The following is a 20,286-nucleotide window of genomic DNA, read 5'->3' as shown; positions in this document are numbered from 1 at the left end:
CCGTGCGCCTTTTCGGGCGGGTGCGTGATTTATACGGATCGCACGGATCGATATATTAAAGTTCACAATTGTTAAATACTATTATTCACAATTGTGATTCACAGATCTAATTCAAGTGAAAGAGGGTAGTCTGAATTGAGAATTGTATCGATTCATGTCGACAGCATGAAATATCGTGCGGTGAGCAAAACGAAGTTCGCCGAGCCGCTCGATGAGGATGCCGGCAGGGAAGGCAGCATGACGGAAGGCGTGGTTCTTCTGACCTGTGTTGAGTTAAACGACGAATTCTGTCCCGAAGAAGTGGTAAAGAGCGCGGTTGAAAACATCTTAAAGCGGCTGGACAAGATAAAGTGCAGAAGGGTCATGATCTACCCGTATGCGCATCTCTCCAGCGGCCTTGCGTCGCCGAAACGCTCGCTTGAGATTCTCAAGAGTCTTGAGGAGGCACTGAAGGACGAAGGTCTTGAGGTAACGCGTGCGGCATTCGGGTGGTACAAGGAGTTCGAGATGAAGAGCAAGGGTCATCCGCTCGCCGACCTTTCCATGACGATATGTCCCAAGACAAACAAGACCTCGGACTTCAACTGCCACTGCCCGTACTGTCGCAGTCCGCTGAAGAAAGAGGAACTTGCATAAAAAAGAAAGCAAAAAAAAGAAAACAATAACGAAACGAACCGCTATATCGTGAAGTATTGTAATAAATGTAATAATCGGAATAAAATCATCAGACAGATATAAAACAGGATTCAGTCAAAAAAGACAATTGACAGAAGATAATTTACAGGTGATACAATGACAGAGAGTCACATAATATACATGGACAATGCGGCGACAACGCCCGTGCGACAGGAGGTTGTGGACGCAATGATACCTTATATGAGGGAGAATTTCGGAAATCCGTCCTCATTGTATGATATCGCGAAGATCAACCGCGAAGCCGTCGCACTCGCGAGAAGCCGCGTGGCACGTGCGCTGAATGCCGAAGACAAGGAGATTTATTTCACGAGCTGCGGCACGGAATCGGATAACTGGGCAATCAAGGGAACGGCGTTTGCCAACCGCGACAAGGGCAAACACATCATCACGAGCGCCATCGAGCATCATGCCGTTCTTTACACATGTCAGTGGCTCGAGAAGCAGGGTTTCGAGGTTACATACCTCCCCGTCGACGAATTCGGCATGGTAAACCCCAAAGACGTCGAAGCCGCAATCCGCCCCGATACCGTTCTTATTACGATAATGTTCGCGAACAACGAGATAGGCACGATTCAGCCGATTGCCGAGATCGGTAAGATTGCCCGCGAGCACAACGTACTCTTCCACACCGACGCCGTTCAGGCGGCGGGACATGTCCCGATTGACGTCAAGGCAATGAACATCGATATGCTCTCAATATCGGGGCACAAATTCAACGGACCCAAGGGAACGGGTGTTCTCTACATAGGAAAGAGGGTTAAACTCGATTCGCTCATGCACGGCGGCGATCAGGAGAGAAAGAGGCGTGCGGGCACGGAAAATGTCGCCGGCATCGTGGGTATCGGACTTGCGCTCGAACTTTCGGTAAAGGAGATGGATGCGACAACAAAGAGGCTTGACGCTCTCAGAAAACGCCTTGTCGACGGTCTTCTGACTATACCGAAGTCGCGTCTGAACGGTCATCCGACAAAGCGCCTGCCGAATAACGTCAATGTCATCTTCGAATACATCGAAGGCGAGTCCATCCTGCTCATGCTCAACAGAAGAGGTATCTGCGCATCCACCGGAAGCGCCTGTAACTCGGCGTCGCTTGAACCTTCGCATGTCCTGACCGCCTGCGGCATTCCGCACGAGGTCGTTCACGGCTCTCTGAGGCTTACGCTCGGTGAGATGAACACGCAGGAGGATGTCGATATCGTGATTGACGCGGTTAAGGACATCGTTCAGAAACTGAGGAACATGTCCCCGCTGACGCCGGATGAGCTGAGAAAATACTGAAAATCCGGAAAGGTAATCAGGAAAGAAAGTCAGGAAAGAAAGTCAGGAATTTAATTTCAGATTCAGATCTAAAAAGGAGTAAAAAATGGATTACAGCGAGAAAGTAATGGATCACTTCGAGAACCCGCGAAATCAGGGCATACTCGAGAACCCCGACGGCATAGGCGTGGAAGGAAATCCGCAGTGCGGCGATATCATGAAGATATATATCAAGGTCGCGGACAACAGGATAGCGGATGTCAAGTTCCAGACCTTCGGCTGCGGCGCCGCGATAGCGTCCAGCAGCATGGCGACCGAGATGATAATGGGCAAGACACTCGAAGAAGCGTGGGACCTCTCGAACAAGGCGGTTGCGCAGGCACTGGACGGACTGCCGCCGCAGAAGGTTCACTGCTCGGTGCTTGCCGAGGATGCGATTCACAGGGCAATCAATGACTACCGCGTCAAACAGGGTCTTGAGCCGTGGGAAGAGAAACCCGGTCACAAGAAGCATTGTCACGAATCACAATAAAATCCAGAAAATCAAGAAAAGTTCACCGATATCAAAATTTAAAAACCAAAAATCAAAGAATCAAAATAATCAAGCGAATCAAAAGAATCAAAAAAAACAGGAGATTGTCCGATTACAATCTCATTAAGTCATTATTTTTAATTGTGCATTTTATTGTGATTTTATTGTGCATATTGTGCAAAGTATTGCCGCATTGCCGCATATCAATGCTCTGCACTGCTCTTAGTTCTAGTTCTGCACCGTCTATGTTCTGCACCGAATAGCACGGAATCACTGCTCTACCCAGCGCGAGCCGTCTTTGAGGTGCTCTTTCTTCCAGATGGGCGCACGCGTCTTTATCTCTTCGAGTATGTATTCGCAGCCGCCGAATGCCTCTTTGCGGTGTCCCGCGCCGATTACGATGATGAGGATATTGTCGCCGACGTCGAGGACGCCGATTCTGTGAATAACCTCGACGCTCAGCAGGTTAAACTTCTTTTCGGCATCGGCGACGATCTCTTCTATCTCCTTTGTCGCGCCCTCGATATATGCGGAGAGTTCTATTTTGTCGATTCCGTCGTTGCGGACTATGCCGTCGAAGACCACAATCGCGCCCATGCTCTCCTTCTTGCTCTCTTCAATCAGTTTTGCGATATCGACGTCATCCTTTGTGATTCGGACAGGCATGTTATCCCCCCGCAACCGGCGGATATATGGCTATCTCGTCGCCGTCGGCAAGTTTTACAGCGCCCGCATCATCGCGGTCGATCCTTTCGAGGTTGTGCATGATGAGCACGTAGTCCTGGAATTCGCCGTCCCGCGTGAATACCTCGCCGTATTTTTCTGGATAACTGCGGCAGAAAGCGCCGACCGCGTCCTTAAGGCTGTTGGTCTCTCCGGCTTCGTATTCGAATATTGCTTCTTTGCCGAAGATCTCCGTGAATCTTGCAAAAAATTTAATCTTTATCTTCATCTTCCGAATCATTCCCTGTAGCATAATATCTAAATATTATACGCACAAATAACTATTCACAATTGTGAATATTGATCATACGATTCATAATGATAAATAGATTGTGATAATCATGCAGTTACCGTGTCAACAGATAGTCTGGGATGTAATCCCGGCAATAAGAGCATCGATTGCGACCGAACTCGGAAATATGGGAGTGAGCAATCTCGAGATAGCGAGGATGCTTGACATAGCGCCTTCCGCCGTATCACAGTACCGCTCGAAGAAGCGTGGATACAGGATAGAGTTCGACGAAGACATCAAGGAAGAGATCAAGCACATCGCCGACGACCTCAATTCCGGCGCCGAAGTAAGCGTCAACAAAAGGATCTGTAAAATCTGCGCCATGATAAGAACCGACGGCGGTTGCGGAACCGAGGCTTCCGACGCTTAAATCATTTTTTGCAGCGATTTTATCGGGTATTACTGATTATCATAACTCTTTTTTCGGATATGCGTCTGCGTATGAGTAAGCGAAGCATACGCATGCAGGTAACGAATACATATCGCGTAACGAATGAGATATCACACAACGAATGTCAGAAAGAATGCGGAAAGAAGCGTCTGAAAAAAAGAATATTTTGGAGATTTACAGGTAGTTGTTCTTCATAAGCCACTCGACCTGCGGCTTTGTATATCTGTAAATAATGTCGCACTTGTCGTCCTGGAAGTCCCACGGAACGACAACGAGGACATCACCTTCGCGAATCCAGACTCTTTTCTTGATCTTACCCTTGATTCTGCCCACACGGGTAACTCCGTCATAGCTTCTCACACGGATGTGATTGGCGCCGAGCATCAAATCAGCGGTCGCAAACTGCTCTCTGTTCTTTTTGTTAGGAAGTCTGACGCGGACTATGACATCCTCTTCTTCTTCCTCCTGTGGTTTACCTTTTTTTGCTTCTACCAGAAATCCCAACTCCAGTCTGTACTTGTTTGTTTTAATGAAATATATATAATTCTCATCAACGGCATTATATATCGGTTGGGATCTCCGCGTTATTCGGGATATATGTGCGGATATCCGCGGGTGATCTGCAGGCGCAGGTAAGGGCACGGGCACGGGCGGATGCGGGGGGATTGCGTCCTTCGTGTATTTCCGCCCGCGAAAGCGTATTGCGGCAGAAATAATATCTTTCAGTGCTTATAGACAGGATAGCAGTTATCCGTCAATGTGACCCGAATGATGGAGATATATACAACACGGAAGAACGGCACGTCCGATACTTTAGAGTTATGCGGCAGTGCGGAGAAAGGCGCATGGATTAACCTGAGTTCGCCGGGCGAGGACGAACTCGCGGAGATATCGGAGGTTACCGGATTTCCGGCGGAGTATCTCAAAGCCGCTCTCGATGAAGAGGAAAGCCCGCGTATCGAGTCCGATAACGGCAATACCCTTATCTTAATCGACCTTCCCGAGATCATCCCCGACGGCGACGACAAAATATATTCCACGATTCCGCTGGGCATTCTCATAAACGAGGACTATATCGTGACCGTATGCCTGCGGAACAACGTCGTCATCGACGATTTCAGAAACGGCAGAATCGCGGGGTGCAACACCCTCAAACGCACGCGGTTTCTGCTTCAGGTGCTCTACAAGAATTCGCAGTATTTCCTGCGCTATCTTCGCTCAATCGACAGAAAGACCAACGCCGTCGAGGACTCGCTCCACAAGTCCATGAAGAACAAGGAACTGATTGAGCTCCTCGGCATCGAGAAGAGTCTGGTCTATTTCTCAACATCGCTCAAGGCAAACGAGGTCGTCCTCGAGAAGATAATGAAATTTAAGCAGATAAAGATGTATGAGGATGATGCCGACCTGCTCGAAGACGTAATCATCGAGAACAAACAGGCAATCGAGATGGCAAACATCTACTCCAATATCCTTTCCGGCATGATGGACGCTTTTGCCTCAATCATCAACAACAATATGAACCGGATAATGAAGATCCTCGCTTCCGTGACGATTATCCTCTCGATTCCGACGATGATTGCAAGTTTCTTCGGCATGAACGTCCCGCTTCCGTTTCAGGAAAGCCCGATGATGACCGTTGCCCTGTTCCTCCTCTCTCTGAGTATCGCGATAACTCTCGGACTTTACATGCTTAAGAAAGAATTTATCTGAAAATTTTACGAATGCCGTTTAATCCTGTTTTTTATCTATTCCCCTTTTCCAGATATCTATAGTCCCCTGTTTCCGAGACCTCTATCCCCCTTATCCTGTTACTGCTATCCCCGCCCACCCGCCCCAAAGGTTTTCGAAATGCGATAGGGTTTCAGAGTGCGACGGGATTCAAAAGGGTGTCCGGTTTCAAAATACGGCAGTGTTCAAAATGTGCCGAAATCCTAAATGCCATGGAGTTAAAAAGAAGTAATAGCGTTAAAAAGTAATGGCGCTTAAAAAAGTAATAGCGTTTAAAAATGTGATAGAATGCTGTCCGCCGCCTTTAATACAACGGTTGCCTCACTTCCCGCCGATTTCATCATAAATTCGATAGGCATAGCCGTATTTGCCGTTACGGGTGTGCTGGCGGGCGCAAAGAAAGGCATGGATCTCTTCGGAATCGTTGTTCTGGCGCTTATCACGGCTTTCGGAGGCGGAACCATACGTGACATCATACTCGATGCGCCGGTGTTCTGGGTCGAGAACTTCTCATATGTCTATATCGCGATAATTGCGGCAATCGCGGCATTCTACCTTCAGGAACAGTTCTGGAAGACGTATAAGCCGCTGCTGCACTTCGATGCTCTCGGAGTTGCGCTCTTCAACGTCGAAGCCATAGACAAGACGCTGGCGCTCGGCTACGGTGCCGAGGTTGCGGTGACGATGGGGCTTATCACGGGTATCGCCGGAAGTATCATCCGTGATGTCCTTGCGGACCGCCCGAATCTGCTTCTCAAGAAAGAGATGTATGCAACGCCGATATTCACCGGCGGCATCGTCTATGTGACCCTGCTGTGTTTCGTCCCGCAGCTCGGACTCATAAACGCGGGCATAGGCATACTTACGGTCTTTGTTATCCGCGTCGCCGCCATCAGATGGAATATAACCTACCCCAAGTTCATGCAGATACCCGAGTAGAAGAGTCGCATGAGCGAGCCGCACGAGCGATGCGCAGACCGCGAATGTGCGGTAAAAATTTGCAAAGTCATATTATCTTTTGATTAAAATTAATATAGGATATGTGCAACGGCGGGTAGTTATACCCCAAGGTGATTATTTTGGTAATTAAGACAGCAAAATCGGCCTTTGAACATTACGACAGGCATTTCGGGAAGAAGAATGTCCCGCCCGAGAAGAAGAGGCAGGACAAGATTGTGATGGCACTTTACTTCATGGGCGATGAAGGAAGAAAGAGCGTTCTGAGACAGGATATAGAGCATAAATGTTCTATTCCGAAGAATGAGATAATGTCGGGTGTCGAGGAACTTACGGAAAAGAACTACCTCATCGACGAATCCACCATGTCGGGCATGAAATGGCGTCTGAACCGGCACGGCATCTCCTATGTGGAGAGTATCGTCGAAGAACTCGAGATGGACAGTTCGGCGTTTTATATCCCCGATTCCGAATAATCAAAATAATCAAAAAAAAAAAAATAAAATAATCAAAATAATCAAAACACTGTCGTAAAAAAAGGCATCAATATTTTTAAGAAATCCTCTGTATTTCTTGTTTTACCTGTTTTATAGGTTTTACCTGTTTATCGATTTTACCGTTTTTTCACGGCGCTGCGAATCTCCGCTATCTTTTCGCCGCTGAGTTTGCCCTTCTTGCCGACAATCTCGGTTTTGCGCACGGTGAAAATACCGGAGACTATCAGATAACTCTCCTCAAAGAGACTTAAGCCCCCTTTCTCGAAGTCATCGAGTTCTACGGTGATTACGGGACCCTCACGCGGAGTGCGGCTTGTAATCGGGCAGATTTTTACCGTATCCCTGCCGCTGTCACCCATTACGACGGCGGGGCGGACTTTAAGTTCGCTGCCGGCACCCAGATAAACGGGTGCAAGGACAACGTCCCCGATAAAATACTCAGACATATTCGAACTCCGGCATACTCGAAATCTCGCTCCTCATCGGTTTACGAAACGGATTTGCCGTTGCGTATCGTGTCAAACTCGCCAATCTCCCAACCCAGATGTTCGCGTATGATAAGATATGCCATCGCGGGCGGAATGGCGCCCTTCTCCGTGATGATATAATCGACATACTCCGCGGGTGTCACGTCAAATGCCGGATTGCGTATTGTGACGTTTTTGAGCAGGGCGGCTTTCTCCGCCGGCATTATCTCGGAGGCATCGCGCTCTTCGATATCGATATGCCCGCCCATGACGGTCTTCGGAGCGAACTTATAGGTCTCGCCGACGACGATGAACGGAACGCGTGCCTCCTGTGCGCAGAGAGCTATCTGGGAAGTCCCTATCTTGTTGATAACGGCGCCATTGACCGTCACGGCATCGCAGCCCGTGATGACGAGAGAGACCTTCTTCATGAAGTAGCGCACCGCGGAATCGACTATGAAGTTTGTCTTTATTCCGGCATCGGAGAGCGTTTTTATGGTAAGATAACCCTGATTTCGCGGTCTGACCTCGGTGGCAAAGACCTCGAAGTCCCTGCCCTGTTCATGGGCTTTGAGCATGCAGGATATGGCGGCATTCGAGTTGCAGTGCGTCATTACCGTATCGCCGTCTTTGATGTAGCGTGCGCCGATCTCCGCGATATTTTGGATGGCAAGCTTTGAGTTCCCGATGAATTCCGAGGCGTTCCTTTGAAGGAGGCTGTCGGCATCCGCCGTGCTTGTGATTGTCGCGGAGTCGATGCCGCGGAGGGTGATATTGACGGCATTGGGAAGCGAGACCGCCGTCGGGCGCGTGCCTTTCAGTATATCCGCGGCTTTGTGCATGTTTTGCAGATATTCCTTCAGCGGCATGTTTTTTGCGGCAATCCCGGCGGAGTATTCCGAGAGTGCTCCCGCGGCGGAACGTGCTATCTTTCCGGCGCCGCGAATCTCCATATTTTTTATTTTTTCGGCGGTATCAGCGACTGACATAACATATTCTTGACCTGTATCCATATAAATAAAGCACTGCGGCGGCAACCTGCCCCTATCTTCCTGCACAAAAATTCTATAAAAGAAAGACCCATCCTTAAATAGAGAATGGTTCCCGCAAGATCTTCGAAGATATCTCTGGCAATACTCGGATTTCTTCTTCTGACCTCATGCATGCTTGCCTGCGGATGCGTAAACGGCAATAACGGCGACAGCGTCAACGGCATGGGCGATGCCGGCGACGGCAGCGGAAGCAGTCCCACGCCGCAGGGCAATCCCGACAATACGGGCAATTCCGGATCTGCGGGAACCGCGCAGTCGTCTTCGGGCACGGATACGGGAACGGGCGCCGATGCTGAAAACAATGCATATGGCGGCGGTGCCGATATAGCGGCAGATACTAAGGTCTATCCCGTGCTTGTTCCCGACGCCGCTTACGAGGGCAAGACCGTGCGCAGAACTTTCACCACGAAATTCGAGAATCGTCAGTTCACAATCGATATTGATGTCGATATGGCGCTTCTCAAGGGCGCACGCAATGCCGACAAAAGTCTGGGCAGAAAGATAACAAAGGAGTCGCCAGAAGTTCAGTACAAGTTCTACAGATCGTATTTTGAGGGCATGGAGAACAGCGATTTCTTCGACGCTCTCATAAAACAACTCCGTTACATCAAGATCACGGAACGCCTCAGCGACGAGGAATATCTGGAGTATCTGGTTACCTTCGTCCAGCAGATACCCTATAACTCCCCCGAGGGCAATACCCGCTTCCCCGTCGAAGTCATCTATGACGGCATGGGCGACTGCGATGAGAAAAGCATGCTCCTCATGGGACTTCTGGAGAAGAGCGGCTACGACACCGCACTTCTCCTGTTCCCGAAACTGGGTCATGCCGTCTGCGGAATCAAGATTGTCCCGCAGGGCGATGTCGGTTTCACGACCTACAGAGCCGACGACGGCAGGAAATACCTCTATATCGAGGCGACGACGCCGTATTACATCGGACTTTATCCGGAGTCTTTCGCGAATACCGACGTTCTCGTAATCCCGCTCTCGGACGGCGGCATGCCCTATACCAAGTATAACTACGTCGCATATATCGTCGACAGCAAAAAGAAGATTGAAAAGAGGATTGATTACTTCAAGACGACGCTCGACGGCTGGTATGACGAGCTCGAAGAGATGAAATACAAACTCATCAATTATAAGCAGTATTACTCGACGCAACTTGAATACGACACGGCATATCAGAGGTATAAGAACCGCGTTGACGAATACAACAAATATTTCGAGTATTATCAGAAGAACATTGAGGTCTGGAACGAGATTGTGGATCGCCCCTACGATGTCGAGGGAGTAAGGAGAACGATCTTCAACAGCAAGGTAAACGATATCGAATACTGAGATAAATCTTTTTTTTGAATTTTTTTGCGGAAATTTTTTTGAAAAAAAGGATTTTTTTGAAAAAAGTCAGTTGAGGGAAGTTATTCTCTCAAGCAGCATCCCCTCAACGGCTACGGGCATGTATTTTCTTGCCTCGGCAAGTGCTTTTCCGAGACGCCATTCTTTATCGGCGTAGATTGTATAGATTGTCTCGCCCTTCTCGACTCTCTCGCCGAGGAGTTTATGGATGTATATGCCCGCACCTTTGTCCGCAGGCGCACCCGCGGTTCTGGCAATCGTTATCAGCGCACGGTTCTTGATTCCGACTATGTATCCGCTATCTTTTGCATTCACATTGAAGGAGTATTTGCCAGGCAGAATGTCATTTGAGGTCACATTCGGGTTGCCGCCCTGAATCGCTATTATCTCTTTCATCTTGGCAAGCGCTTTGCCGCTGTTGAGGATTTCTTCGGCGAACCTGTAGCCCTCACCCTTCTCGACTCTGCCCGCCATCTCAAAGGCAATTCCTGCCATCGTAAGGCTCTTCTGGGTGAAGGGGTTCTGCTCGACATTGCCTTCAAGGGCTATGAGCGCCTCCCTGACCTCGAGGTTTACGCCTATTCCGCGTCCTATCGGGGTGTCGCCGAACGTTATCGCACATTCGACCTTTACCTTGAAGCGCTCTCCTATCTCGATGAACTGGCGGGCAAGTCTTCTGGCATCGTCCATATCCTTTACTTTTGCCTCGGCACCCACGGGTATGTCGATGACAACGATCTCGGCTCCGCAGGCGATCTTCTTTGCCATGACGCTGGCAATCATGATTCCGCGTGCGTCTATCTTAAGCGGGAATTCGTGGACGATTATCTTGTCATCGGCGGGGGCTATGTTCGTGGCGCCGCCCCAGACAATGACGCCGCCGACCTTCTCGGTCATACGCTCGATATCGGCAGCTTTGAACTCCACGGGTGCCAGTGCTTCCATCAGGTCGGCAGTGCCGCCGGCGCCGGTGATTGCCCGCGAGCTTGTCTTGGGTATCTTCAGACCTGCGGCGGCGATGATCGGGACGACAAGAAGGGTTATCTTATTTCCGGGAACGCCGCCGATTGAGTGTTTGTCGACGATCGGGTGTGTATTGAACTTGAGCTGTTCGCCGCTTTTGACCATGGAACGGGTCAGATATTCGACCTCGTCCGTGTCAAGTCCGTTGATGTAGACTGCGGTGATAAACGCGGTTGTCTCGCCTGCCGAGAGGACGTCGTTTGTGATGTCGCTTATTATCGTGTTAATCTCATTTTCAGTGAGTTTTCCGTTGTCCATCTTCTTTCGGATGTATTCCAGCGATATCGGTCTGTCCGCGGCGCGAACCGCGAGTTCTTTATTGTCATCGGCATCGAGCTGGCTGATAAATCCGCTGCTGAGTCCGATTGTTCCTTTCCCGATAATGTTGTCCGTGATCTGAATGAATGCGGTAATCGACCTGCCGCTTTCCTCATTGAGAATATTGATTCTGCCGCCGTTTTTCAAGCCGATTTGGTTGGCATCCTCTTTGTTTATGACCGCTGTCTGTATCCCCGCGTCGATCCTTTTTACTTTCAGTTTTGCCATTGTTATCTCCCTTTTTCACGTTTACGCCGCTTTCGTTTTCGTTCCCGTTTCGTCGTGACGTAACGTCATTGCCTTTTTATTCCTTAGGTAATGTAGAATAATCCCTGTTATTATATAGCCTTTTACAATCCGAAGATGCTTTATGATGCCGTATGTTAAGCCGGATTCTTCATATTGCGGGGAATCTTTTTATGAGTAATCTGGTCTTGATTTACGTTTTTGTCGGGTGATTGCGAGTTATTTTAAGAATGTTATTTTTTGCCCCAAATCTTAAATAAACCGTATACGGGTTTATGAAACATGTCCCGCATCCGATCTCGTACGTCAGGTAAGGTTGTCTCACAGGGTTCCGTATGCCTGTAAAAGTGGTAAATATTAAGCCCGATAAGCCGCAATTACTTTAAGATGAGGATTATCTCCTTTATGTCGATAATGGCGGCAATGCCGGCGTTCTTCCTGCTCGTGCACGAGAAACTCTACTCCGACGGAGTCGGGAAAAAAGAAGTCCCCGATACGGTTTTTACGCATCTGTCAAGGACGGAAGCGGCATTCGATGAGCTGACAAAGTGCTCGACTATGCTGGTGGGTTCTTCCGTTCTCGGTTTTATAGCCGATCCTCCGAATGCTAAGGAGAAAGCCGATCAGGTTTTTACGGAATTTAAAGAGAGTTACCGTAATTTCTTCAGGGAATTCAGGGAATTTGTCGACTGCCTGGCTGCCCACAAGAGCGCGGTATCCGGTTTCTTCGGCGGCGAATGGCTTAAAATCGAGCAGTATAAGTCTCTGTTCGAGAAACCGCATCTGGACTGGGATGTAATCAACGAATCTTCGGACATTATCTGCGAAAGTGCGTTTTTAAAGAACGAAAGGGACTACAATTCGCGATTGGCGGATAATATGAAGGGTTTTATCGCGGAGGAATTCGGCATGAATTCTCTCGATCCCAATACGATTACGGGTATGATTCTGAACAATGTCTCGATGTCATCCCTCTCGGATTGTCTTGCGGAGATATCGGACTACGCGGAGACTGCTGTCGAATCCTACGACAATTATTTCTCGAAAGAGAAGAAGGCGGACGATTTCAAGTATAAGGGATATCCCGAATACTGAAAATCATATTAAATCCAATAATATCTTTTTATCTCCTTTTAAGTCCGTTTATATCTATTATTTCCGTTTTCGACCGAGCATTGCCAGTTTCGCCTGAAGCGGCATTGCGAGTTTCATTAAGAATATCTGAACTTTGAATGTCGGACCCTCCATCTCGGAAGATACTTTTGCGAGCTCTTTAGGGATATCTATCCCCTGCGGGCAGGCTTTTTTGCATTTGCCGCATTTTCTGCACATGCCGGCAAAGCTCCTGTCGGAGAGTACCCCGCCCATTCTGCCGAGATACTGGAGTTTGTTCGTAAAATTGCGGTTGAACATGTGGTAGTTGTTGTATGCCGCGAAGCATTCGGGGATATTTACGTGGAACGGGCAGGGCATGCAGTATCGGCATCCTGTGCAGGATATTTTGATTTTTTCGGCGTATTTTTGCTTTACAGCCTCGATTACGGCGAGTTCCTCTTCGGACATAGCGTTGGGCAATGCGTCCGATGCCGTCGCCGTGTTCTCGTCGATCTGCTCAATCGAGTTCATTCCCGACAAAACAACGGCAATCTCGGGTCGGTTGAGTATCCAGCGGAATGACCATTCGGCAGGCGTCCGCTTCACGGGCGCAGAGTCGAAAATGTCAGTAACGTCTTTCGGGAGTTTTTTTGCCAGAATTCCGCCGTGAAGCGGCTCCATTACGATTACGGGGATTCCTTTCCGACCGGCGTATTCTATGCCTTCCGTTCCCGCCTGCGAGTCGGCGTCGATGTAGTTGTATTGAAGTTGGCAGAATTCCCAGTCGAAATCGTCCAGAATCTCTTTGAATGAGCGTTTATCGCCGTGATACGAGAAGCCGTAATGACGTATTTTGCCGCATCGCTTTGCGTCTTTCAGGAAATCTTTTACGCCGAGATTTTTCAGTTTCGCCCATGAATCCGCGGCTATGCTGTGCAGGAGGTAGTAGTCTATGCGATCGGTCCTAAGGTTGGCAAGCTGTCTCTCGAGGATTGCGTCCATGTCATCGCGGCTTTTAACCGCCCAGTGCGGCAGTTTTGTCGCGATATTGACCTTTTCCCGCAGTCCTCCCGCGAGGGCACGTCCGAGAAAGGGCTCGCTTGCGCCGAGATGGTAAGGTACCGCCGTGTCAAAATAGTTGATTCCCTTTTCGATTGCGTGATGAATCTCGCGGATTGCCTCTTTCTCGTCGATTAGTCCGGCTTTTTGCGGCAGTCTCATGCAGCCGAAACCGATTGCCGAGAGCTTTTCGCCGTCGGGACCCTCTCTGTAAAGCATACTCATGGATTATTTTATTATCATAAATATCCTCGCGTTTGACTTTTCTCAAGGTATATGCGGGTGTTTTGATGCGGCATCGTAAAGGTATCCGGTAAATCGGGCATTGTTTTCATAAACTCGTATATGGTTTATTGGCATTGCGCAGCCCCGACTGCCGCAAAAAAACCGGACCAGAGCTGACGATGCCGGCGTGATATCGACAATCTGAAAAAAATCTAAGAAAACGTGCCGCAGATCTCAAAACCTGCGTTTCACTCGCGAATCATAATTTGAAAAGCGCTGAGGGGGAGATTTGAACTCCCGAGGGACATTAGGTCCCACGGGCTTTCCAGGCCCGCGCCCTACCGGTCTAGACTACCTCAGCATAAAACCGTGCTCTTAATTATTGCACGGTGAATTTATTAATTCTATCCATTTAATGCACCCGGTACGGTGCAAAAAAATGAGTTGTGTTTAACGGCGCTACTCGTGTCGGGGCTTATTCTTTCCCGATTTGCGCAGTTTGTAGCCGTTTCTGTTGTTGACCCTCGGCGTATTCGGATTGGAGAACCACGGCTCAGAATCCCTCGAATTATCGCGGCGATATCCTCTTTTCTCTCCCTTATCACCTCTGTCTTCTCTTTCGCGTCTTCCGCCGTCGTAACCGCGATCCTGTGAGTTGCGGCGTTTTTGATCGCCGTTTGCGGAATGTCCGAAATGCCCCGCATGCCCCCCATGTCCCGAATGGGTGTAATCTCCGCTCTCGCGGCGGTTTTTGTTGGACACGAAGTCCTCGGAGAGCGAATACTCGCTGGCATCTATGCCCTCGGCGGTAGTGCCGCGGATAATCTCCCTTTTATACTGGCGGTCGAGAAGCTCGGAAGCATAGCTCTTTTTGCCCGTTTCGTAGGCTTTTCGCGGTTTATACGCCGCGGCTTTAGAAAGGACGCGGCCGGTCGGGACCTCGTCGTCGGATGACCTGCGATCGTACTGCGGTTTTCCGGATCTGCGTTCTTTTCGCCCGGAGAAATCGGTGTCATAGTCATTTCTGCCGCGATTATCGTGCCTGTCGCGTCCGGTATCCCTTTTTCCGCCGTCGCGACTGTTTCGGCTGTCGTATTCCCTGTATTTTTCTCTTCTGCCGCCGAAATCCTCATCGTCGTCGAAACGGCGCTTTTTACCGTAATCGTGCCTTCCGTAACCGTGTTCGCGTCCGCCATAACTGTCGTCGTCGTAATCGCGCCCGTCGAAGCCGTGTTTGCCCGATTTGCGCCTCTCGTAGCCGCGGTCGCCAAATCCGCGTTCGTCATAATCACGGTCATCAAAGCCGCGTTTATTGTATCCGCGTTCGTTATCGCGGTTTCTCTCGCGGTATCCGCGACCGCCGTCGGCATCGTTCCTGCTCTTATTGAATTTGCCTTTTTTCTGTTCGTCTCTCTTAAAATTCGGCTTAATAACCTTGGGTCCGGAATACTCTTTCTTTGTCCAGCCCTTTTCGTAATTTCCTCTTTCCATAATCACTGCCTCCAAATTGAGGACAATGCCCGTATCGCCGGGCTTATACTCCTCGGATGATTTGATTGCTCTTCCTATACAGACCAGTTCGTCCTTTTCTGTCATAACCGCGACCAGAGCATCGCGTTTGTAATTTTCGCGGGATATAACTCCCGTTCCTGCGAGGGAAGCGCCGCAGCAGAGCGCTTCGACGGCGGTATCGCGGATCTTCACGGTCGGAATCTGCTCGGTAAGGCGTTCCACGGGCAGAAGCATCGATAATAACGGCTCAGAATTGCCGTTCTGCGCAAAGACAAAGGCATCTTTAATCTCCTGCAAAGTGTGAACGTCCGCGTCCGTAACCGCGCCCGACTTCGTCCGCCTTAACTCCTCCATCTGACCGCCGACGCCCAAAGCAAGCGCAATATGGGTGCATAGCGACCTTATGTAAGTTCCCGCCTCGCAGTCAATCCGGAGCAGAACGAGGCGGTCGGCACAGTCAAGGACCTCAATCTCGTGGATTGTGCGGATTCTGAGCTGTCTTCGGACCGCACTCCTTCGCGGCGGTCTCTGATAGACGCGGCCGGTCATCTCTTCGGCAACCTTCCTTACGGCTTCGGGGGTAACGTCGGCATGAAGCCTTAATACCGCGATATACTCTTTTCTGTGCTTTAAAATGACGGGCGCAAGCCGCACTGCCCGACCGAGCATTATGATGAGAACGCCCGAGACCATGGGGTCAAGTGTGCCGCCGTGACCGATTTTTGCGACGCTTTCGCCGAAAATCTCCTTTACCCACGCCGTTACCTGATGGCTTGAGGGTCCCTGCGGTTTGTCCACCGCGATAATGCCGCAGTTCAAGAGTTTTTGAACCTGCGGGCTTAAGCCGTTTAAGCCACGGTTTTCTTCGTTCCCTTCAGCCCCGTTCATAGCATCGTCCGGCATTTCCATCGTATTCTCTCTGTCTCTCAAAGCCTGTCTTAATTGCATTAAATTGCGTCTTAATTGCCGTATACGCCGTTAAGCGCCTTTAACGTCCCCTCAAGCGAACCGTCGCCGACAACAGACGGCGTAATCCCGTCATCTCTCATCCTTTTGGCGGTTACCTCGCCGATAGCGGCGGCAATAATCGGTTTTGTTCTGTCCCAGACCGAATACGTAAATGAGTTGGCGCTGGTAAACAGTATCACATCGCATCCAGATAAGTCAAGCGGTTCTTTTGACGGGATGAGTGCATATATCGGTGTCTCGAAGACAACGCCGCCCGCGTTCTTTATTCCTTCCATAAGGCTCGGATTGGGGACATCGGCACGCGGAATGCCGATATTTTTGCCTTTAATCCAGTCCCCCAGATACGAGGTGAAGTCGTTTGAGTAGAACGACGTAAGCGTCTCGCATTCGACGCCGAAGCTCTTTACGGTCTTTGCCGTCTGCGGTCCGATTGCTACGAGACGCGCTTTTCGTCCCGTATCGTCCAGAAGCGGCGTTATTGACTGCGCCGGAAGTGCGCTCGTGAAAAATATGCAGTCGAAGGCTCCGGAATTGGCTTTGGCAACGAAATTGCGGATATTTTCGGGGTAGAGTTCGGCTTTCATGGGAGATACGGTCCGGCACTCGTGACCGTATTTCCTGCACATTTCGTTGTCCTTTCCGGACTTTTCCTTGAGGCGGGTTATGGCAATTAACATTAATTTCAATTTGCGCGATCTGATGATAATATTGCCGCTGATTGGCGCCGGCAATTTTGCCGGCGCATTTCAAAATATCTATATTCCGTGATGACAATATCCGGAAATATGATATCCGCCGCAATTCCGGTGATAATCCCGCTCTTCATCGGCGTAATTCTGGGCACGATAAGCGGGCTCATCCCCGGGATTCACTCGAATACCGCGGCAGGACTCATTTTATCGGCGGGAACGGGTATTTTTGCGGTATACGGGGAGACGGGACTTGCCGTCTGCATGGTGGCTGTCCTTATTGTCCACACTTTTCTGGATATCGTTCCCGGAACCTTTTTCGGCGTTCCCGACGCGGATACGGCGCTTTCCGTCCTGCCTGCGCACAGGCTTTGTCTGCTGGGTCACGGCGAAGAGGCTGTGCGCCTCTCGGCAATCGGAAGTGCATACGGAACCGTATTCGGGCTTGCAATCCTCTCGGTATTCCTGCTTGTTCTGCCCGCCGTTCAGGACATGATTGACTGGTGGAGCGGCATAATTCTGATAATAGTGGCGGGAGTTCTCATAGTCTGGTCGGAATCGCCGGAATGGTCATTTGCGGTCTTCTGTCTTTCGGGAATCCTCGGCGTATTTGCCTTTGAGTATTCGTGGCTTTGTGTCCCGCTGACAGACCTTATAAGCCCGTCATCGGCATCGGTTCTCATGCCGCTTTTAACGGGTCTTTTCGGCATTTCCGTCCTGATATTCTCGAAAAAGGGAAGCATGCCGCCGCAGACCTTCGACGGACTTCATGTCGAAAGGAGAAATATCCTTAAATGCGGTCTTATCGGGACTTTTGCCGGCAGTGTCGTCGGATGGCTGCCCGGGCTCTCGAATGCCTCGGCAAACGCTGTTATCGCGTCCTTTGTCATGTTTGAGGAGCCGCATTCCGATGAATCGGGGTCGACAGTGTCCGCATTGCCGGAGAATAACGGCGGGCCAGACGGCAGCCGCGGATATATCATAGCCGCAAGTGCGGCGAACACGGCGAATGCGTTCATATCAATCGGCGCCTTTTATGCGATAATGCGGATGAGAAACGGCGTTATGGCGGCGTTTTCGCACCTGAAGGAACTGCCCGAAATGACCTTCGTCATTCTCGCCGCCGTAATCGCGGCAATATTCGGATATCTACTCACAATCGGATTATCGAAGGCGGGCAGACTCTTTTCGAACATCAATGTCCGCAGTCTCGGAATTTCGGTGATAATCTTCATGACCGCGGTTACCTTGCTATTTACGGGCATATTCGGGCTGTTCATACTGATTCTGGCGACCGTTGTCGGCAGTCTGACTCAAATTATCGATATAAGGAGAGTTCCCTGCATAGGTGCGGTGATGATTCCCGTAATTCTGTTCTCGTTCGGCATTCTCTAAGTATGCATTATCCAAGCATGCATTATCCAAGCATCCATTTTCAAGTATGCATTTAATCATTCCTCGGGACAAACCCATACATATGCAGATGCAGTATTGGTTCGGCGACGTTGAAATCGGCGACAACGGCGAAGGCACGCCCCGCCGTGTAAAAATCCCCGGGAAGAGCGGACCCGAGGATTATGCGGAACGCTGTCGTAATATCGAGTCCGATATGGCGGATTTTGTTCCGCTAAGGGTTGCGGATGCGATTGCGGGCGATAGCGGCAATAATGGAAATAACGTAAATAACGTAAATAACGGAAATAACGATGATGCCGCCGGTTTTAAGGACGAAGCCGAATATTTTGAGACACTTCGTCTTACGACAATCGCGCTTGCGGAGTCAAAGATAAAGCTCTACTACACCAAAGGGGATATCGAGCTCGTCCAGATGGTGCGTGTTCTCGACGAGATGGACAATGTCATCAATCGCCTTATCGAACGCGCTACCGAGTGGTATATCGTTCAAAACCCTAAATTTTCGCGGAAATACAAGTCGGTCAGCGCCAAAAAGATGGTCGATATCATGCGGCGCGAGAAGAACTCTCTCGGCAGGCTCGGTTACGAGATTGACAGGCTCTCGATTGAGAGAACGCGCCTTATGCGTGAGATTTCCGACAGGGCGGACATCATCGCTCCGAATTGCAGTGCGCTGGTCGGCGGTCTCGTTGCCGCAAGACTCATATCGCGTGCGGGAAGCCTGTCGCGGATGGCGATGATGCCTGCATCCGCGGTTCAGGTTCTGGGCGCGGAGAGCGCTTTATTCACGCATCTTCGCGGCAATACGCCGTCGCCGAAGCACGGAATAATCTTTCAGCACCGCAGAATACATAATGCGGGAACCGGCGTTCGCGGAAAGGTCTCGCGTGTCCTCGGCGGCAAGCTGGCGATAGCCGCAAGACTCGACTATTATCGCGGCGAGATTGCGCCCGAATTCATAGAGAAAGCACAGGAACGTATAGATTATGTCTTTGCCGCGGGTGAGGACGGGAGCAAAGATGAAGGCAAAGAGAGCGGTAAAGCCGGCGGCAAAGTTAACGGCAATGCTGGCGGTAAAAATGACGTGAAAACTGAGGGGAGAGTTAACGGTAAAGATGAGGGTAAAAAGAAGAACGATAAAAGGAGGTCTGCCGAATGATACGAATTGACGGAGTTCTGCTTTCTAAGGGCTCCGGCGGCGTTTACGGCGAGAAGATGATGAAAGGTCTTCGCGTCTGGGATCCGTATCGCAGCAAGTTTGCGGCACTTGCGATGATAAAGCCCGAGACCGATCTGGACGAAGATCTGCGGGTTCTCTATCTCGGCGCAGCCAACGGAACTACCGTATCTCATTTCGCCGATTACGTAAAAACGGTATATGCCGTTGAGTTCGCACCGCGACCGATGCAGGATCTCATCGAGGTTTCGCGGCGCAGGAAGAATATCATTCCCATAATGGCGGACGCCGCAAATCCGCGTGAATACGCGCCGTTTGTCGAAGAAGTCGGGATGATATATCAGGATGTCGCACAGCCCAATCAGGCGGAGATTGCTCTCGTGAATCTGCCGTTTCTGAAGAAGGGCGGCGTCGTGATCCTCATGCTTAAAGCCCGCAGTGTGGACGTAACGGCGGATCCGAAGGTAATCTTTGAGGATACGATAAAGACGCTTGAGGACGGCGGTCTCATTGTCGAGGATACATGCCGCCTTGAACCGTATCATCACGATCACGCATGTATAGTCTGCCGCAAGCCGTAACAGCCCGAAGCGGCTCAAAAAA

21 protein-coding genes and 1 tRNA gene are annotated in these 20,286 nt (G+C 50.1%); 12 read left to right on the top strand and 10 right to left on the bottom strand.

The genetic code is table 11. The features are described from left to right. Positions 1-135: 135 nt before the first annotated feature. The 3 genes from T502_RS01100 (at position 136) to nifU (ending at position 2,485) form a co-directional block, all read left to right on the top strand. Positions 136-636, top strand: coding sequence for a threonyl-tRNA synthetase editing domain-containing protein (locus T502_RS01100; protein WP_052358954.1), 501 nt, complete (start codon positions 136-138; stop codon positions 634-636). A gap of 156 nt (positions 637-792) precedes the next feature. Further along, positions 793-1,974, top strand: a complete 1,182-nt coding sequence (nifS, locus tag T502_RS01095) for a cysteine desulfurase NifS (protein WP_042705239.1) — start codon at positions 793-795, stop codon at positions 1,972-1,974. Positions 1,975-2,059: 85 nt separating this feature from the next. After that, a complete protein-coding gene (nifU, locus tag T502_RS01090; RefSeq protein WP_042705238.1) occupies positions 2,060-2,485 on the top strand; it encodes a Fe-S cluster assembly scaffold protein NifU in 426 nt (141 codons plus the stop codon). 270 nt (positions 2,486-2,755) lie between these two features. Here the strand turns inward: nifU and T502_RS01085 are convergent, their stop codons facing one another. Both T502_RS01085 and T502_RS01080 read right to left on the bottom strand, forming a co-directional pair. After that, on the bottom strand, positions 2,756-3,151 hold the full coding sequence (locus tag T502_RS01085; RefSeq protein WP_042705237.1) for a molybdenum cofactor biosynthesis protein MoaE: 396 nt from the start codon (positions 3,149-3,151) through the stop codon (positions 2,756-2,758). A 1-nt stretch (position 3,152) separates the two neighbouring features. Next, complete coding sequence (locus T502_RS01080; RefSeq protein WP_042705236.1) at positions 3,153-3,437, bottom strand: ubiquitin-like small modifier protein 1; 285 nt, start codon at positions 3,435-3,437, stop codon at positions 3,153-3,155. A 112-nt stretch (positions 3,438-3,549) separates the two neighbouring features. Here T502_RS01080 and T502_RS01075 point away from each other — a divergent pair, with 112 nt between their 5' ends. Further along, positions 3,550-3,870 (top strand): transcriptional regulator, encoded by a 321-nt coding sequence (locus T502_RS01075; RefSeq protein ID WP_042705235.1) that lies wholly within the window; start codon positions 3,550-3,552, stop codon positions 3,868-3,870. A 195-nt stretch (positions 3,871-4,065) separates the two neighbouring features. Here the strand turns inward: T502_RS01075 and eif1A are convergent, their stop codons facing one another. Beyond that, positions 4,066-4,395: a translation initiation factor eIF-1A gene (gene eif1A / locus T502_RS01070; protein ID WP_245597726.1), complete on the bottom strand. Its 330-nt coding sequence runs from the start codon at positions 4,393-4,395 to the stop codon at positions 4,066-4,068. A gap of 264 nt (positions 4,396-4,659) precedes the next feature. Here eif1A and T502_RS01065 point away from each other — a divergent pair, with 264 nt between their 5' ends. The 3 genes from T502_RS01065 to T502_RS01055 all read left to right on the top strand — a co-directional run bounded on the left by T502_RS01065 (position 4,660) and on the right by T502_RS01055 (position 7,055). Further along, complete coding sequence (locus T502_RS01065) at positions 4,660-5,604, top strand: magnesium transporter CorA family protein (protein ID WP_042705234.1); 945 nt, start codon at positions 4,660-4,662, stop codon at positions 5,602-5,604. Positions 5,605-5,910: 306 nt separating this feature from the next. Next, on the top strand, positions 5,911-6,561 hold the full coding sequence (locus tag T502_RS01060; RefSeq protein WP_052358952.1) for a trimeric intracellular cation channel family protein: 651 nt from the start codon (positions 5,911-5,913) through the stop codon (positions 6,559-6,561). A gap of 140 nt (positions 6,562-6,701) precedes the next feature. Beyond that, on the top strand, positions 6,702-7,055 hold the full coding sequence (locus tag T502_RS01055; RefSeq protein WP_042705233.1) for a hypothetical protein: 354 nt from the start codon (positions 6,702-6,704) through the stop codon (positions 7,053-7,055). Positions 7,056-7,192: 137 nt separating this feature from the next. Here T502_RS01055 and T502_RS01050 read toward each other — a convergent pair whose 3' ends face one another. Continuing rightward, complete coding sequence (locus T502_RS01050) at positions 7,193-7,522, bottom strand: type II toxin-antitoxin system PemK/MazF family toxin (protein ID WP_042705232.1); 330 nt, start codon at positions 7,520-7,522, stop codon at positions 7,193-7,195. A 41-nt stretch (positions 7,523-7,563) separates the two neighbouring features. After that, positions 7,564-8,532, bottom strand: coding sequence for a ribose 1,5-bisphosphate isomerase (locus T502_RS01045; protein WP_042705231.1), 969 nt, complete (start codon positions 8,530-8,532; stop codon positions 7,564-7,566). A 108-nt stretch (positions 8,533-8,640) separates the two neighbouring features. On the opposite strand from T502_RS01045, the gene T502_RS01040 reads away from it, so the two are divergent. Next, positions 8,641-9,936: a hypothetical protein gene (locus T502_RS01040; protein ID WP_042705230.1), complete on the top strand. Its 1,296-nt coding sequence runs from the start codon at positions 8,641-8,643 to the stop codon at positions 9,934-9,936. A gap of 66 nt (positions 9,937-10,002) precedes the next feature. Here T502_RS01040 and T502_RS01035 read toward each other — a convergent pair whose 3' ends face one another. Continuing rightward, positions 10,003-11,523, bottom strand: a complete 1,521-nt coding sequence (locus T502_RS01035) for an AMP phosphorylase (RefSeq protein WP_042705229.1) — start codon at positions 11,521-11,523, stop codon at positions 10,003-10,005. A gap of 423 nt (positions 11,524-11,946) precedes the next feature. Between T502_RS01035 and T502_RS01030 the strand changes: the two genes are divergently transcribed. Then, positions 11,947-12,636, top strand: a complete 690-nt coding sequence (locus tag T502_RS01030) for a hypothetical protein (protein WP_157197430.1) — start codon at positions 11,947-11,949, stop codon at positions 12,634-12,636. 57 nt (positions 12,637-12,693) lie between these two features. On the opposite strand, the gene T502_RS01025 is transcribed toward T502_RS01030, so the two are convergent. The 4 genes from T502_RS01025 to T502_RS01010 form a co-directional block, all read right to left on the bottom strand. Beyond that, a complete protein-coding gene (locus T502_RS01025; protein WP_342665731.1) occupies positions 12,694-13,920 on the bottom strand; it encodes an aldo/keto reductase in 1,227 nt (408 codons plus the stop codon). Positions 13,921-14,194: 274 nt separating this feature from the next. Beyond that, positions 14,195-14,281: transfer RNA gene (locus tag T502_RS01020), tRNA-Ser, on the bottom strand. A gap of 98 nt (positions 14,282-14,379) precedes the next feature. Beyond that, positions 14,380-16,341: an RNA-guided pseudouridylation complex pseudouridine synthase subunit Cbf5 gene (locus T502_RS08705; RefSeq protein WP_245597725.1), complete on the bottom strand. Its 1,962-nt coding sequence runs from the start codon at positions 16,339-16,341 to the stop codon at positions 14,380-14,382. 50 nt (positions 16,342-16,391) lie between these two features. Beyond that, the gene (locus tag T502_RS01010; RefSeq protein ID WP_042705439.1) at positions 16,392-17,078 is read right to left on the bottom strand and encodes a uroporphyrinogen-III synthase; all 687 of its coding nucleotides are present in this window, start codon (positions 17,076-17,078) and stop codon (positions 16,392-16,394) included. Between the two features lie 90 nt (positions 17,079-17,168). Between T502_RS01010 and T502_RS01005 the strand changes: the two genes are divergently transcribed. The 3 genes from T502_RS01005 to T502_RS00995 all read left to right on the top strand — a co-directional run bounded on the left by T502_RS01005 (position 17,169) and on the right by T502_RS00995 (position 20,264). After that, positions 17,169-18,485 carry a tripartite tricarboxylate transporter permease gene (locus T502_RS01005; protein WP_245597724.1) on the top strand — a complete coding sequence of 439 codons (1,317 nt, stop codon included), beginning with the start codon at positions 17,169-17,171 and terminating at the stop codon, positions 18,483-18,485. An 82-nt stretch (positions 18,486-18,567) separates the two neighbouring features. Continuing rightward, entirely contained in the window at positions 18,568-19,665 is a 1,098-nt protein-coding gene (locus tag T502_RS01000; protein WP_084172925.1) for a hypothetical protein, read from the top strand. Further along, positions 19,662-20,264 (top strand): fibrillarin-like rRNA/tRNA 2'-O-methyltransferase, encoded by a 603-nt coding sequence (locus T502_RS00995; protein WP_042705226.1) that lies wholly within the window; start codon positions 19,662-19,664, stop codon positions 20,262-20,264. The genes T502_RS01000 and T502_RS00995 overlap by 4 nt, the downstream gene beginning before the upstream one ends. Positions 20,265-20,286: the final 22 nt, after the last annotated feature.

The sequence above is a fragment of the Methanomicrobium mobile BP genome (assembly GCF_000711215.1).
GTDB lineage: Archaea > Halobacteriota > Methanomicrobia > Methanomicrobiales > Methanomicrobiaceae > Methanomicrobium > Methanomicrobium mobile.
Note: the sequence above shows the minus strand (reverse complement) of the source record. Positions and strands in the feature narration are given on the sequence as shown.